General features: G+C 37.6%; 12 protein-coding genes and 1 riboswitch. Of the genes, 3 read left to right on the top strand and 9 right to left on the bottom strand.

Going from position 1 to position 15,016, the window contains the following annotated elements:
* The first annotated feature begins 98 nt into the window (after positions 1–98).
* Together HCB38_RS13490 and HCB38_RS13485 are read left to right on the top strand one after the other, a co-directional pair.
* On the top strand, positions 99–1,406 hold the full coding sequence (locus HCB38_RS13490) for a PTS sugar transporter subunit IIC (protein WP_185319758.1): 1,308 nt from the start codon (positions 99–101) through the stop codon (positions 1,404–1,406).
* Positions 1,407–1,442: 36 nt separating this feature from the next.
* Positions 1,443–1,745 (top strand): PTS sugar transporter subunit IIA, encoded by a 303-nt coding sequence (locus tag HCB38_RS13485; RefSeq protein WP_003722042.1) that lies wholly within the window; start codon positions 1,443–1,445, stop codon positions 1,743–1,745.
* A 21-nt stretch (positions 1,746–1,766) separates the two neighbouring features.
* Here HCB38_RS13485 and HCB38_RS13480 read toward each other — a convergent pair whose 3' ends face one another.
* From HCB38_RS13480 to HCB38_RS13460, 4 genes are all read right to left on the bottom strand, one after another.
* Complete coding sequence (locus HCB38_RS13480; RefSeq protein WP_185638782.1) at positions 1,767–2,888, bottom strand: FtsW/RodA/SpoVE family cell cycle protein; 1,122 nt, start codon at positions 2,886–2,888, stop codon at positions 1,767–1,769.
* Positions 2,885–4,015, bottom strand: coding sequence for an FtsW/RodA/SpoVE family cell cycle protein (locus HCB38_RS13475; RefSeq protein ID WP_185638781.1), 1,131 nt, complete (start codon positions 4,013–4,015; stop codon positions 2,885–2,887). The genes HCB38_RS13480 and HCB38_RS13475 overlap by 4 nt, the downstream gene beginning before the upstream one ends.
* Complete coding sequence (gene mgtA / locus HCB38_RS13470) at positions 4,016–6,586, bottom strand: magnesium-translocating P-type ATPase (protein ID WP_185607919.1); 2,571 nt, start codon at positions 6,584–6,586, stop codon at positions 4,016–4,018. It abuts the gene before it with no gap.
* Positions 6,587–6,870: 284 nt separating this feature from the next.
* Positions 6,871–7,038, bottom strand: a riboswitch (M-box (ykoK) riboswitch).
* 102 nt (positions 7,039–7,140) lie between these two features.
* The gene (locus tag HCB38_RS13460; RefSeq protein WP_185319754.1) at positions 7,141–7,707 is read right to left on the bottom strand and encodes a TetR/AcrR family transcriptional regulator; all 567 of its coding nucleotides are present in this window, start codon (positions 7,705–7,707) and stop codon (positions 7,141–7,143) included.
* A 162-nt stretch (positions 7,708–7,869) separates the two neighbouring features.
* On the opposite strand from HCB38_RS13460, the gene HCB38_RS13455 reads away from it, so the two are divergent.
* The gene (locus tag HCB38_RS13455; RefSeq protein WP_185638780.1) at positions 7,870–9,615 is read left to right on the top strand and encodes a 1,4-beta-N-acetylmuramoylhydrolase; all 1,746 of its coding nucleotides are present in this window, start codon (positions 7,870–7,872) and stop codon (positions 9,613–9,615) included.
* Between the two features lie 88 nt (positions 9,616–9,703).
* Here HCB38_RS13455 and HCB38_RS13450 read toward each other — a convergent pair whose 3' ends face one another.
* The 5 genes from HCB38_RS13450 to HCB38_RS13430 all read right to left on the bottom strand — a co-directional run bounded on the left by HCB38_RS13450 (position 9,704) and on the right by HCB38_RS13430 (position 14,841).
* A complete protein-coding gene (locus HCB38_RS13450) occupies positions 9,704–10,399 on the bottom strand; it encodes a DUF421 domain-containing protein (RefSeq protein ID WP_343068649.1) in 696 nt (231 codons plus the stop codon).
* Between the two features lie 74 nt (positions 10,400–10,473).
* Complete coding sequence (locus HCB38_RS13445) at positions 10,474–12,123, bottom strand: glycosyltransferase (RefSeq protein ID WP_185619578.1); 1,650 nt, start codon at positions 12,121–12,123, stop codon at positions 10,474–10,476.
* Between the two features lie 220 nt (positions 12,124–12,343).
* The gene (gene darA, locus HCB38_RS13440) at positions 12,344–12,673 is read right to left on the bottom strand and encodes a cyclic di-AMP receptor DarA (RefSeq protein ID WP_003739897.1); all 330 of its coding nucleotides are present in this window, start codon (positions 12,671–12,673) and stop codon (positions 12,344–12,346) included.
* A gap of 107 nt (positions 12,674–12,780) precedes the next feature.
* Positions 12,781–13,407: a dTMP kinase gene (gene tmk / locus HCB38_RS13435; protein ID WP_185319750.1), complete on the bottom strand. Its 627-nt coding sequence runs from the start codon at positions 13,405–13,407 to the stop codon at positions 12,781–12,783.
* 54 nt (positions 13,408–13,461) lie between these two features.
* The gene (locus tag HCB38_RS13430) at positions 13,462–14,841 is read right to left on the bottom strand and encodes an aminotransferase class I/II-fold pyridoxal phosphate-dependent enzyme (protein ID WP_185319749.1); all 1,380 of its coding nucleotides are present in this window, start codon (positions 14,839–14,841) and stop codon (positions 13,462–13,464) included.
* Positions 14,842–15,016: the final 175 nt, after the last annotated feature.

Genomic DNA, 15,016 nt, shown 5'->3' with positions numbered 1-15,016 from the left:
AAAAATTGAAGAGGTATAGTAATAACAGTATGTTTTAGAAATTATGTATTCGTCTTAATCCGTGCTATTACTTTATCCTCAAAAAAGGAGAATAAAAAATGAATGGTTTTATCGCATTTATGGAGAAATATTTCATTCCCTATGCTGCCAAAATTGGTGGACAACGTCATTTAGTAGCAATCCGTGATGGTTTCATTACAACTATGCCACTTATGATTCTAGGGTCTTTCGCCGTTTTAATTAACAACTTCCCAATTCCAGCTTACCAAAAATTCATGAATAATTTATTTGGTGAAGGAACTTGGCAAGCATTTGGCGGAAACGTTTGGAACGGTACTTTTGCTATCTTAGCATTACTTATCGCTTTCACTGTAGCTTATAACTTAGCTAAATCTTATGATAAAGATCCACTTTCTTCCGCAGTAGTTTCTGTAGCAACTTTCTTCACTATTGGTGCAATCGCTCCAGGTGCAGATGGTGTCCCAAATACTGGTGGTCTTGGATCAACTGGTCTTTTCTTAGCTTTAATTATTGCAATTCTTTCCACTGAAATCTTCACACGTTTAAGTGGTAGCCCGAAACTAATTATCAACATGCCTGATGGTGTTCCACCGGCAGTTTCACGTTCATTCGCAGCTTTATTCCCTGCAATGATCACTGTTTCTATCTTTGGTCTAATCACTGCATTCTTCCAAGCAGCAGGCGTAAGTAACTTAGTAATTTCTTTCTATGAATTAGTTCAAGAACCGTTCATGGGTCTTGCAAACTCCTTGCCAGCAGCATTATTACTCGCATTCGTTTCTGCTTTCCTTTGGTTCTTTGGTTTACACGGTGCGAACATTATCGACCCGTTCATGCAAACAATCAATATTCCAGCAATCGAAGCTAACGTAAAAGCATTAGAAGCTGGTAAAGAACTTCCTTACATTGTTAACAAACCTTTCTTTGACTCTTTCGTTAACTTAGGCGGAACTGGGGCAACTATCGGTTTAATCATTGCTATCTTTATCGTAGCTCGTAAACACAAAGCGTACATGACAGTTTCTAAATTGTCTGCAGCGCCAGGTCTTTTCAATATTAACGAACCAATGATGTTTGGTCTTCCAATCGTCTTGAATCCAATTATGTTCATTCCGTACATCTTGGCACCACTTGTACTTGTAACTGTCGCTTACTTTGCAACAGCTATTGGTTGGGTACCAGCTTGTACTATCGTAACTCCTTGGACTACACCACCAATTATCGGTGGAGCACTTGCAACACAAAGTATCGCTGGTGGCGTACTTGCAGCTGTAAACTTAGGATTATCTATTCTAATCTTCCTTCCATTCGCGAAAATCGCTCAAATTCAAGAGCTACGTCGTGAAAGAGAAGCACTTGCTGCTGAAGGCGTTACTGCTGAATAATTTTTAAAAACCAAAACTTTAAGGACGTGTTTACAGATGGATTTAGAACAAACAATTATGAGCTTGATCGTGTTCGGTGGTAATGCTAAAAGTGACGCTATGTTAGCCATTGATTCCGCTAAAAAAGGGGATTTCGCTCAAGCAGACGAACAAATCGCCCAAGCAGAACAAGCACTACTTGAAGCGCATCATTCTCAAACAAAACTTATACAAGGTGAAGCACGTGGCGAAAAAACAGAAGTTTCCCTTCTACTCGTTCACGCACAAGACCACTTAATGAACGCAATCACTTTCAAAGATTTAGCGAAAGAAATTGTAGACCTTTATAAGAATAAATAAAACTTAAAAAACCAGTTGGCGTTATGCCAGCTGGTTTTTTTCTTCTACTAAATCGGTATCTGATCGAATAATTGCTAATACTACACCCACTGCAATAAAATTACCTAGCACAGCACTCCCACCATAACTAATGAAAGGAAGCGGAATCCCCGTGAGTGGCATAAGTCCAACAGTCATACCAATATTCTCAAAAATATTAAATGCAAAACTCACTGCAAAGCCCGCTAAAACAAGCGATGAAAAAGTATTCTTCATCAATAGTGCAGCCATAATTAATTGATGAATAAGAAGCATAAATAAAATTAACAACAAACTGACACCAACAAACCCAAACTGATGCCCAATCGTACTAAAAATCATATCTGTATGACTTTCAGGAATATACGCATTTGTTCCTGAACTACCAGTCATCATCCCCGAACCAACAGCTTTCATTGACAAATTGAGCTGGTACACTGCGTCAGGATCTGTCGTTGGATCAAGCCACGTCTGAATTCGCGAAAACTGGTACGCGTGAAACCCAATTTTCTCTAATAAGCTAATGTGATACACGACAACATACATCCCAATTGTTGCAGCTGTTAAGATTAACGTAATAATTCCGACCATCAGCTTCGTCGATTTAATTGCCAGTAAAATAATCGCTAGCGCCGTAACCCCGTAAACAATCGTCGTACCAAGGTCTGGTTGTTTCATAATTAATAGTAATACTATCCCAGTAAGCACCGTCAGAATCCCTAATTGTTTCCATTTTTGCGCTTGATATTTCACTGCAAAATGCGCCAATACAAAGATAAATATGGATTTTACTACTTCAGAAGGTTGAAAAGATAGCCCAGCGAAGCGATACCAACGCGTCGCCCCATTTATATTTTGAACTAACGGATTAGGAATGAGTATACCTAGTAGTGTAATGACCATAATCACATACAGCCAAATCGCATGATGGCGTAAAAATTCTATCGGGAGCCTAGAAACTCCAAAACAAGTAAGCGTCCCAATTGCCAAAAATACCAATTGCATTCCTAAAAAATTCGTATTGTACTGGTTTGTCTGTTGAGCAAAATATATCGCCACACAACTAACTAAAGACAATAAGAATACCGATAGAATAATTCGGTTATAAAGTACATCTCGTTTCATAAATACACGACCTCTCTCGTTTTAGCTAGTGCATTCCGTCTCGCTGCTGCTAGTACAAACCCAACTGCGCACGAAAGCATGACAACCGAACTACCCCCGTAACTAATAAACGACAACGGAACTCCAGTAAGCGGAATAATCCCACTCACTCCTCCAAGATTCAAAAACATCTGCACCGAAATCCAAGCGGCAACTCCTATACAAACCATCGAATCGAAAATAAACTGACTACAAACAGCAATATAAAGTGCGGTAAAACTGAGCAACATCAGCAAAAACATCGTCCAAATAACACCAAAAACACCAAGTTCCTCCGCAATCACCGTCATAATAAAATCCGTATGCGGCTCCGGCAAATACCCTAATTTCTGGATGCTACCTCCTAAACCAGTTCCAAATACCCCACCACTTCCAATCGCATAGTAGCCATTTCTAAGTTGATAAGAAGCATCTAAGTTTTCAAGGTTAAAAGGATCCAAAAAAGCAAATCTGCCCAATTTTGCCGAACTAAAAAAGTCTGGGTGAAAGAAGTAAATCAGCATTGCTACAAGTAATAAGAGACCGAAAGTCCAAATTGCAATTCGCACAAGGCGCGAGAGGCCCACTCCGCTTGTTAAAAGCAAAGCGACCCCAATAACACCTAAAATTAAAGCCGTGCCGAGATCCGGCTGTAAGAAGACTAATGCTATAGTAAGAAACAAGAAGCCTAGCACCCAATGTTGTACTCGCACCCCGCAACCTTTCCTTAAGAAAACAGTCGCAATCACAAGTATTAATAGCAATTTGACAGTTTCAGTAGGCTGGAATGTCACTCCGAAAATAGATAACCATCTTTGGGCATTATTAGCCGCATTACCAGTTACAAGCACTAAAACTAATAGACCTAGAAGCCCCAAAGAAAGAATACGTAACGTCACCCGATGATAAAATAATTTCACATTTATACGCGAGCAAATAAGCAAGCCCAAAAGACCAAGACCATAAAAGAGGAGCTGTCTATTAAAGAAATAACTAGGTTCTACTTTGTAACGCATGATTGCAACCCCATAACTCGTGCTATAAACAAGTAGCAAACTCCATACTGCCAGAAGCAAATACGTTACAAAGAGCAATCGGCCCGCACGCATTTAAATCCACTCCCGGAATTTCCGAATATAAATAGTTTTTACTAGTTGCATCGTAGCCATGTATCCAACAAGAATGAGGATTAACCATGGGAAGTAACTACCTGGCAAGCTCACAAAACCTATACTGTGACCAAATCCGGTAAACGGAATCACAATACCTAATGCCATCACGACTAGTGTTGCAATCATTACCGGAGCAGCTGCCCGACTTTGAATGAAAGGTATTTTCTCTGTCCGAATCATATGAACAACTAAAGTTTGAGTGAGTAAGCCGACAACAAACCAACCACTGTGGAATAAAGCTTGCTCTGCTACCGTGTTTGCACTAAATACAAACCACATAATTAGAAACGTCGCAATATCAAAAATCGAACTTACTGGCCCAATACATAGAATAAAGCGCAACATTCCTTTTTGTTCCCATTGATGCGGCTTCTTCAAAAATGAGCGATCCATTTTGTCCCAAGGAAGTGTTAATTGAGAGAAATCATAAAGCAGATTTTGTAGCAAAAGATGTAAAGATAGCATTGGTAAAAAGGGAATAAATGCACTTGCCACCAAAACACTAAACACATTACCGAAGTTAGAGCTGGCCGTCATTTTAAGGTATTTTAGAATATTACCGAATACATTCCGACCTTCCATCACCGCATCATTTAAAACCGTTAAGCTTTTCTCCAGTAAAATTACTGAGCTTGCGTCTTTGGTAATGTCTGCCGCTGTATCAACAGAAATACCAACATCCGCTTTCCTAAGAGCCGGAGCATCATTAATTCCGTCACCAAGAAATCCAACCGTATGCCCCGCTTTTTTAAGCAAACCAATAATTCGCGATTTTTGCATTGGGGTTAATTTAGCAAAAATGTGATATTTTCGCAGTTCGCGCGTAAGTTCTTCATCGGAAAGCTCTTCTATATCCGCACCTAGTAAAAATCCGTTCGCTGGAATGCCGACTTCCTGACAAATTCGTTTCGTAACAATTTCATTATCACCCGTCAACACTTTTACGTTAATTTGATTTTTGAAAAGATGAGCGATTGCTTCTTTCGTCGATGCTTTTACTGGATCGCGGAAACCGAGGAATCCCGCAATAATCATTTGTTCTTCGTCGGTCTTAGTAAATGCTTCTCCGACTTTTCCAGTTTTATAAGCCACTGCAATCACGCGAATTCCTGAGCGATTCATTTCGGCACACATGTCTTGAAGTCCGCTCTTTTCTGATTCAGTTAGTGTCGAAACAGCGCCGCCAAATTCCTTATGAGTGCATACAGTGAACATTTCTTCCACCGCGCCTTTTGTAATCATCCTTGTTTCTGCCCTATTTTCGACCACCACACTCAAACGACGTCGATCAAAATTAAATGGAATCTCGCCAACTTTTTTCCAATCTGATGCAGTACTCTCATCCAATTTAGCAATAACTGCATGATCTAAAACATTTTTCCAACCAGTTTGGAAGTAACTGTTTAAATAAGCCATTTTTAAGACGCGTTCTGAGGTTTCGCCAGCACTATCAATGTATTTTACAAGTTCTAGTTTATCTTCCGTCAGCGTGCCTGTTTTGTCCGTACACAAAATGTCCATCGCACCGATATTTTGAATGGCGCTCAGTTCTTTCATGATTACTTTTTTCTTCGACATATTGATGGCACCTTTTGCCAAGTTCGTGCTGACAATCATAGGTAGCATCTCAGGTGTAAGGCCAACAGCAATTGCTACTGCATATAGAAATGCTTCTAACCAATTGCCTTTCATAAGCCCGTTAATCATAAATACAATCGGTACCATCACCATCATAAAATAAAATAGTAATTTCGAAATTGATTTAACACCTTTATCAAAACTAGTATCGCCGCGGCGTTCAGTAGCTGCGATGGACAACGAACCAAAGAACGTCGAGCTTCCAGTCCGCAAAACAACTGCCCGGCCATGCCCACTTAACACATCTGTCCCCATAAATAATAGGTTTTCCCGTTCAAAAATTTCTGGATTGGCACTTTTGTCTTCCACAAATTTTTCAGCAGGAATCGATTCTCCAGTGAGCGCCGATTGATTAATTAATAAATCCGTAGCCGAAATAACTCGCGCATCTGCTGGGATAATATCTCCCGCCGAAATTTCAATTAAATCTCCAGGTACGATTGCGTCTTGCATTACCAGATCCATGGAGCCATTTCGAATAACATTGACTCTATTTTTCACCATATTTTTTAGCGCATAGCTAGCCCGCTCTGCTCTACTCGTTTGAACAAATCCAAGAATTCCGCTTGCTAAGATCATTAATGCCATAATTATTGTCGCTTCCATGTCGTCCGTCAAATACGAAACAACCATTAACATCGCTAAAATATAGATAAACGGATCATTAAACGCCCGAATAAAGAGCCGCAAATTTGATACTTTCTTTTCTTCCACAGTTTGATTGGGACCAAATTCCGCTAATCTTTCTGTAACTTCTACGTTTGTGAGCCCTGTTTCCATAACACCTAACTTTTCCAAAACTTTTTCTTTGCCCATTTGTGATTCTTTGAGCAAATTGTTACCTTGCATTTTTGCGTGTGTTTTTTTCATTTTCCTTGCCTCCAATTCTTTCTAGGCAAGCTGAGAATAACGTTTATGTGCGCCAGAGATGAAGGTTAGTCACTCTTGCAGCTTGATTACTATAATACGAGTCCGGTTCTTCTACTTCCTCTCCCTGATGGTGGTCCATTGCCTTCATCTCCTTTCGAATTTTATCTAAGCTTAATTATCTGAAAAAAGGATTTTAATTCCCAGATAATTATTTTCATAATAAACATGAAAAAAGTCCTTACCAAAACCTTGGCAAGGACTTCTGAATTCATACGCATACTAAAACAGACTCCCCTCGCTAAAGTTTTGGCACTATACAACGTAAAGAATTACTCTTAGCCACATTATGGAAAGCCTTAATCCGACAATCCCTGTTCTACCCATTGGCGTCTTTGGACATTTTTGGGCAGTGGCCTGTGTTTGCATAGGAGCCTCACCTAACAGGCAAAACTACATATTTATTATCGCTCTAATCGTCTACGAGTTTAACATAGAAAATCTAAGCCCGCAAGACAAAATGCAAAATACTTAACTTTTATTTAACTTTTCGTTATTTATTTCAACAATTTTAACAAAACATCTGCTAAGGCATCTGCAGTTGTCGTAATCGTTGGCGGGCGTTTATAAATATCATCTCTCACTTTTTCCACCATGATTAGCAAAATAACACTATTTAAAATTAAAGAGATGGCATCTGCTTCTTGTGTCGAGTTCTTACTTGGAACCATTTCTTTTACTTTTTGATTAACCCGCTCGTATAGATATTCGACAATTGAGGGATCAATAAACTCCATATCTTTACTGCCCATTTCGCGAACAGAAATCACCATAAAATCTCGATATTTTTCATAAATATCTGAAATAAACTGGCTCGCTTGACGTAAAAAAACCTTGGCACTTTCAAAATCTTTATCAAAAAATTGATTGATTTCTGCTTTCATACTTTCAAATTGCACTTCTAACGTCATATGAATTAAATTATCTTTATTCTTAAATTTTTTAAATATCGTAGCTTCATTTATTCCAGCAGCTTCTGCTAATTGTCTTGTGGTAGAGCCTTTTATGCCATTTTTTGCCATCATACATAGCGTTGCATCCATGATGGATTCATTTGTAATCATTATTATACCCCCGTTCAACTAAGTAAGCACTTGCTTATATTCAGTATAACAAAGACCGACCTTTTTGACAATTTAATTACAATTTGTCGATAACAGGTATAAGATATGTGAAATGTGTAATAATGGAGGTAGAATATTTAAAAGAATTGGAAGTGACTTACCATGCAAAAAACGAGAAAAGAACGTATTTTAGAAGCTTTGAAAGAAGACAAGAAAAATAAAAAAAGTAAAAAATTCAAAACTAGTGCAACAATTGCTGGAGTTACAGCCATCGCGACCTCTATTACCGTTCCAGGAATTGAAGTAATTGTTAGTGCTGATGAAACAGCACCAGCAGACGAAGCTTCTAAAAGCGCAGAAGCTAACACAACTACAGAAAAACAAGCGAATTCAACTCCTGCAAACGCGACAGAACAAACAGTTGAACCGAAGCAAACTGAGGCCAAAGAACCAACTAAAACACCAGAAGAAAATCAACCCACAGCAAATAATGCAGAAAAAGCTCCAGCTGAACCCAAAACAATTAGCAACCCAGATAATACAACAAGCTCTTCTACACCAGCTACTTACAACCTACTACAAAAATCAGCACTCCGTTCGGGAGCAACTGTTCAAAGCTTTATCCAAACTATCCAAGCCTCTTCTTCCCAAATCGCAGCAGCAAATGACCTATACGCATCTGTCATGATTGCCCAAGCCATTTTAGAAAGTGCTTATGGAACAAGCGAATTAGGCTCAGCTCCAAACTATAACCTTTTTGGAATCAAAGGAGCTTATAACGGCCAATCTTATACAAAACAAACACTAGAAGATGATGGTAAAGGAAACTACTACACAATCACAGCTAAATTTAGAAAATATCCGTCTTATCATCAATCTCTAGAAGATTACGCCAAAGTTATTCGTAACGGCCCAAGCTGGAACCCAAATTACTACTCCAAAGTTTGGAAAAGCAACACTACTTCTTATAAAGACGCAACCAAGGCTTTAACAGGAACTTATGCAACGGATACAGCTTATGCAACTAAATTAAATGATTTAATAAGCCGATACAACTTAACACAATACGATAGCGGCAAAACAACTGGTGGAAATTCCGGGAGCACTAGTAACACTGGGAACACAAACACTTCCAACGCAAAAATCTACACAGTTGTAAAAGGAGATTCACTTTGGAAAATCGCGAGCAAACACAAAGTAACTATCGCTAACTTAAAATCTTGGAACAACCTGAAATCCGATTTCATTTACCCTGGTCAAAAACTTAAAGTAAGTGCTGGTACGACGACAAGTAACACGAATACATCGAAACCAAGCACGGGAACAAGCACATCCAAACCAAGTACTAGCACAAGCGCTAAAGTATACACAGTTGCTAAAGGTGACTCGCTTTGGAGAATCGCGACTAATCATAAAGTAACGATTGCTAACTTAAAATCTTGGAACAACCTAAAATCCGATTTCATTTACCCTGGTCAAAAGCTTAAAGTAAGCACTGGGACGACGACAAGCAACACGAATATATCCAAACCGACTACGAGCACTAACACATCCAAACCAAGCACGAGCAACAATGCCAAAGTTTACACAGTTGCAAAAGGTGACTCGCTTTGGAAAATCGCGAGCAAACACAAAGTAACGATTGCTAACCTTAAATCTTGGAACAACTTGAAATCTGATTTTATTTATCCTGGACAGAAGCTTAAAGTTAGCGCTGGGACGACGACAAGCAACACGAACACATCCAAACCAAGTAATTCCGCTGTAAAAACATATACTGTCAAAAAAGGCGACTCCCTTTGGACCATTTCTAGACAATATAAAACAACTGTAGAAAATATTAAAGCTTGGAATAAGTTAACAAGCAATATGATTCATGTGGGACAGAAATTAGCGATTAAGGGCTAAATATAGTAAAAAGCACCTTCTTTAAATTCAATTAAAGAAGGTGCTTTTTATTTACCTATACCATTAACATATTTAAACTAAACAAGCTTTAATGTTCCATTCCTTTGTACCTTTTTATCCAAAATCCTTTTTCTTCATCCCATTCACCATAGATAATAGAAGCAATTTCATTTGCAGAATAGCCGATTTTTCCTAGCTGCTCATATAGCCAGCTTTCTTCTTTTCCCAATCTTTTTAACTCATTTTTATTTACTTTTCCTTCATTAATTAATAAATAATTGAGTTTTTCTTCTTGTACTTCAATCCCTAATTCTCTTTTTTCTGGAGGTTCGTATTGCTCGTATTTTTTAATACTAATTTGCCCACCAGGCTCTACAATCAGATACTTTACTTGTTCTATATTATAAATGTTTTCTTGGCGTAGCATCGTCCTGATTTGTTCCATCTCCATCTTGTTTTTCTTTAATTCTTTTTCGTCAAATTCTCCGTTGTTAATAAGTACACTTAATTCTCCTTTCATTAATCTTCTTGGAAAAGCAAATTTTCTCGTTGCAAGTTCTATTAAATAAATGCAGGCTCCCCATATTAAAACGCCAAATAACATATGCCAAACTTGTATATTATTATCATATAAACTCTCTTCCAAAATACCTCCAAACACAACTACATAGACTATATCAAAAGGAGTTAACTCAGAAAGCGCTTTTTTCCCTAGCAGTCGCATTGTTATTAATAAACCAAAAAAGCCTAAAATCATTTTAGAAGCTATAAGCAAGTAAATCATAAAGTTCCCTCCTCCCTTATATATATTCTAGAAGAAAAATAACAATAGCAGATTCGCTTACAACTAAATCAACTTCATTCTTTTTCTAGCTTAGATTCTAACATTTGGCCAGCTTCTTTATTGTATGCTTTATAATCAAACTTTTTAAAGTCATCGTATCCAAGCATAACTTTTTCCATCCCTTCCATTAATCCTTCTGTTGAATTATCTACCAGTAAACCATACCCATCTTTTAAAAGGCTGTAGCATCCTGGAATATTAGTAGAAACAACCTTTTTTTGTAAAACTAAGCATTCTAGTAATACCATTGGCTGTCCTTCATGAATAGAAGATAATACAAAAGCGTCGCATGCATTTATAATTGGAAACGGATTTTCTAATTGACCTAAAATATGCACTTTGTCCTCTAAGCCAATATCAAAAACATATTTTTTTAATTCTTCTTCTAGTTCTCCAAGCCCAATGATGAAAAGCTGTGTATCAGGTTGTTTTTTTTGTAGTTGATAAAATGCTTTAATTAATCCTATATGGTTTTTTTCTGGTGACAATCTTCCCATTGTTACAAAGTTAAATGTATCTGGTGACACTGTAATGTCGCTTTCCTCTTTAGCAGCACGGAGGATATATTCATAATCAATTAAATTGTGAACATAAGTCATTTTACTAGTGTCTTGGATAATATGTTTTAAATGTTGTTTATTTACTTCCCCGGTTTGTTTAGAGACGGAAACGATTATATCAAAATAATTATATAGTGGGAAAATAATATTTAAATCAGCTCGATGTTTGTACTCCTTGCCCAGTTTTTTACTATATTCTTGTATCATTTCATTATGTTGATAAATTATTTTTCGTGGGCTATCGGAAGAAGCAAGTAGTAATGTCCAATATTTAAAATAGCCATCAAAATCAATAGCGATGTCTATAGGGGTATCGCCCAACACACGATAAAGTTCTCGTTTGTAAATCGCTTTAATTTCTTCTGGTAAAAATTGGGTAGGACCATTTTTCATTAAATGCTCAAGTGGGTGAGCGTGGAAATCTACAAACGCGTCTTCTTCATTAGGTGCAATGTTAATGTCTCCGGGAATTTGGACTTTTATGACGTGATTTGGTATTTTATTAAAATTCAGCATTTCATAATAATCAAGATTTTCTTTTTCGATCACTACAATTTGATACTTCTCTTTGTCTAAGTTACGCATCAAGTTAAGCGCTGAAGAAGTAATGCCATTATTTTTAAATCCTCCGCAGTACATGACGACTACCTTTTTCGCTTTTTTTACGGCTGTTTTTTCCTTCTCTTCAAAAAAACGACAATTTTCGAATAGCAACACTTGTCCTTGTATAATTGTTGTAAAGTTTTCAGAAATATTTTCAAGAGCACCCTTTTTAACAATATAATCTGCATGAAGTAATAGTCGTTTAAAGTTGGGATTCCAATCAGGTTTGTTGATAATTTGAATGTAAGTTTGTCCCTTTTTTTTGATGAAGAATGTAGGCAATTCTATAGAAGAAATAATATATTCCGCTTTTCCTAGCCAGGCAATATTTTCTTCCGAATCAAGTGTATCAATAAAATGTTGCTTTTTTTCTTTTAAGAAAGGATTGCTATTCAAGATTTTTTCAAAACACTTAGAATCCTTTTCTGTTATAAATACTACATTATCCTTTATGATTCCCTCTTCAAACCAACTTTTTAAATACAATTTTTTCAAATTCATCCCTATTCCGCCCCCTTAACCTCAAATTATTAATTTCACATTTTATATGAAAAAAGCCTGCTATTTTTCATATGTTTCTTTTACCTTTTCGAAAATGAAATAAACAATAATAACTACTTTGTAAAATTTTTTTAATACAAAAAAATGAGGTGACTTATTTCTGCTAAAATTCTAGAAATAAGCAACCTCATTCAATTCATGTTATTTGTATTAAAGAAATTTAAAAATGATGAAAACTCTCAACTGGCATTACAAATACTGTCGCGCCGCCAACTTGAACTTCAATAGGGTAAGGCACATACGTATCTACAGTTACTCCAAGGGATGCGGATGGCGTCATCATTTGTTCGCGTGCTTTACAGTTTTCCTTGATTATCGCTAGTGCATCATCTACACGTTCATCTTCTGTTCCGATAATAAATGTGGTGTTTCCTGCTTTTAAAAATCCACCCGTAGTAGCTAACTTTGTCGCACCGAAATTGCCTTTTGTTAGTGCGTCAGACAAACGGTTGCTATCTTGATCTTGGACTATCGCAAATATGAGTTTCAAAGAAATCAACCCTTCCTAAAAATCTATCTTTTTTCTATTATAGCAAATAAACCGCATTTTAAAGAGTGATATGCACTTTTGGCTTGGTACTTAAGTCACTCGAAATGTTACGTTAGTTGTTTTAAAATATCTGCTAAAATGACTTCCGTGATTTCTTCCGGTGTCATAGTTGCGTCCACTCGCATAAAGCGATCTGGGAACATCTTGATAATTTTTTCATAACCGGCTTGGACTTTCTCATGGTAAGAAATATCTTCTTTATCTAAACGATTGACTTCACGGCCTTTATTAGCAGCGATTCTAGCTAACCCAACTTCGGCTGGCACATCGAGATAATAGGTCCGATCTGGAATTGTATCTTCAATCGCATACAAATTCACTTGTAAAACTTGTTCCATATTCATGTCACGTCCGGCGCCTTGATAAGCAAGTGAACTATCCATGAAACGGTCACAAAGAACGGTTTTCCCTGCCGCTAAAGCTGGCCGAATCGTTTCAACCACATGCTGACGGCGAGCTCCAGCAATAAGTAATACTTCTGTTTTCGAATCCATTTCTTCATTGCCAATTCCGAGCACGATGTTTCTTACTTTTTCTGAAATCGGGCTACCACCTGGTTCGCGAGTTTTAATGAAATCTATTCCCGCTTCTTTCATTTTTTGGTTTAACAGAGTTCCAACAGTAGTTTTACCAGAGCCATCTGGTCCTTCAAGTGTAATAAAAATTGCTTTCATCTAATATAAATTCCTTTCCCTTTCGCGTCACTTTCTGTTTGATTATAGCATAAATTAGCAGAATACACGGATGTAATTCTCGGCTAGTTTTTCGCCGCCTTGATAGTGCCGCGTGCGAATGTTTTTTAGTTCGCGAATATGTTTTTCTGTGATACTTTCTCCGCGGATAATAGCTGGAATCCCCGGCGGATAGAGCGAGATTATTTCAGCAGATACACGGTCAGTCGCTTCATCTACCAGAACAAATTCGGTCGCGCGTGCGTGCATTTCTTCATAAGTTAAAGCAAGACCTGACGCGCAAGGTGTCGACATTTCGTACGGCTCTTTCGCGATTTCTTTTTTCACTGGTGAATGAATCCGGCTGATTGGCGTGAAATCAATTCCTTTTTTGATTAATGGTAAAATCAGTAACACTTGCGACTCGTCGGCAAGCTCTGGGAAATAAGAACTTTCTTCAAAAATGGCTTGTAGTTCATAACCTGTATAACCTATTTTGCGTACGATAATTTTAAGTGGATCATCTGGCAAAATCACTTCAAATTTATTTTTCGTTAACCATTTAATCCACCTAGCGCGCATCTTCCAAAAAGCTTCAACGTCTGCTGCTGAGTAAGTTGCCGCATATTTTCGTGCCGCATCTAGTGACGCCATGATTAAATAAGACGGGCTACTCGTTTGGAAAACTTGCAAGTAATAAGTTAATTTTTCAAAAATCGGCAAGTCATTCACCACATGTAAATAGGACCCCATCGTTAGCGCCGGCAACGTCTTATGCGCTGACTGAACAACCACGTCTGCGTCAAGTTCCACCGCACTTTTCGGAAATTCAGAACTTGTTAAAAAGTGCGCCCCATGCGCTTCATCGACAAACACAACCGCGCCAAAGTCATGCGCAATTCGAATACATTTTTGTAAATTAAAAGTCGTTCCATAATAGCTCGGATAAGTGAAAATACATAGTTTTACATCTGGATGATTATGTAAAGTTTCTTCAAGAAGTTCTGTTGATACACCATTCGCGACGCCAACTTCTTTATTTGTCACCGGTGTTAAGAAAATTGGTTCTCCACCTGCTAGTTCGATTCCATGCAAAATTGATTTATGCGCATCTCTTGGCACTAACACTTTTTCTCCACGTTTTAAAGTTGCCATAATAACCGCCAAGCTTCCCCCGCTTGTTCCGTTGACTAGAAAATAGCTTTTTTTACTTCCATAACATTCTGCAAGTAACTCCTCCGCTTCGAAAATTACATCTTCCGGATGATGCAAGTCGTCCATTCCAGTTATTTCTGTTACGTCCCATTTTACTAATTTTTGCCATGCATCTGGATAAATTGCTCCACTTTTGTGACCTGGAACATGAAGTGATATTGGGCAAGATTTAGCATGAGCATCTAACCGTTCTACTAAAGGCATTTTAGATTGATCTCGCATAACAATTCCCCTTTTCAAATTCTCTCTTTCATTGTACCATTTTGCTGAATTTATGACACATCCTTGTAGTTTTAAAGCGTTTTCATTTTAGAAGTTGTATAATAAAGACAGCAACCACGTTTTGACTTTCTAGTAAAGGGAAATTGAGTTAAGAGGACAATTTTAAAGGAGGTTT

Origin of the sequence: Listeria farberi, from assembly GCF_014229295.1 — a bacterium.
In the GTDB taxonomy this organism is placed as follows: domain Bacteria; phylum Bacillota; class Bacilli; order Lactobacillales; family Listeriaceae; genus Listeria; species Listeria farberi.
Note: the sequence above shows the minus strand (reverse complement) of the source record. Positions and strands in the feature narration are given on the sequence as shown.

What these genes read in the sequence shown, in the direction of transcription:
- HCB38_RS13445 (WP_185619578.1), bottom strand. Translation starts at nt 12,123, where the DNA reads ATGAATTTGAAAAAATTGTATTTAAAAAGTTGGTTTGAAGAGGGAATC.
- HCB38_RS13430 (WP_185319749.1), bottom strand. Translation starts at nt 14,841, where the DNA reads ATGCGAGATCAATCTAAAATGCCTTTAGTAGAACGGTTAGATGCTCAT.
- HCB38_RS13460 (WP_185319754.1), bottom strand. Translation starts at nt 7,707, where the DNA reads ATGATTACAAATGAATCCATCATGGATGCAACGCTATGTATGATGGCA.
- HCB38_RS13485 (WP_003722042.1), top strand. Translation starts at nt 1,443, where the DNA reads ATGGATTTAGAACAAACAATTATGAGCTTGATCGTGTTCGGTGGTAAT.
- HCB38_RS13475 (WP_185638781.1), bottom strand. Translation starts at nt 4,015, where the DNA reads ATGCGTGCGGGCCGATTGCTCTTTGTAACGTATTTGCTTCTGGCAGTA.
- HCB38_RS13450 (WP_343068649.1), bottom strand. Translation starts at nt 10,399, where the DNA reads ATGATTTACTTGCTTATAGCTTCTAAAATGATTTTAGGCTTTTTTGGT.
- mgtA (WP_185607919.1), bottom strand. Translation starts at nt 6,586, where the DNA reads ATGAAAAAAACACACGCAAAAATGCAAGGTAACAATTTGCTCAAAGAA.
- HCB38_RS13455 (WP_185638780.1), top strand. Translation starts at nt 7,870, where the DNA reads ATGCAAAAAACGAGAAAAGAACGTATTTTAGAAGCTTTGAAAGAAGAC.
- tmk (WP_185319750.1), bottom strand. Translation starts at nt 13,407, where the DNA reads ATGAAAGCAATTTTTATTACACTTGAAGGACCAGATGGCTCTGGTAAA.
- HCB38_RS13490 (WP_185319758.1), top strand. Translation starts at nt 99, where the DNA reads ATGAATGGTTTTATCGCATTTATGGAGAAATATTTCATTCCCTATGCT.
- HCB38_RS13480 (WP_185638782.1), bottom strand. Translation starts at nt 2,888, where the DNA reads ATGAAACGAGATGTACTTTATAACCGAATTATTCTATCGGTATTCTTA.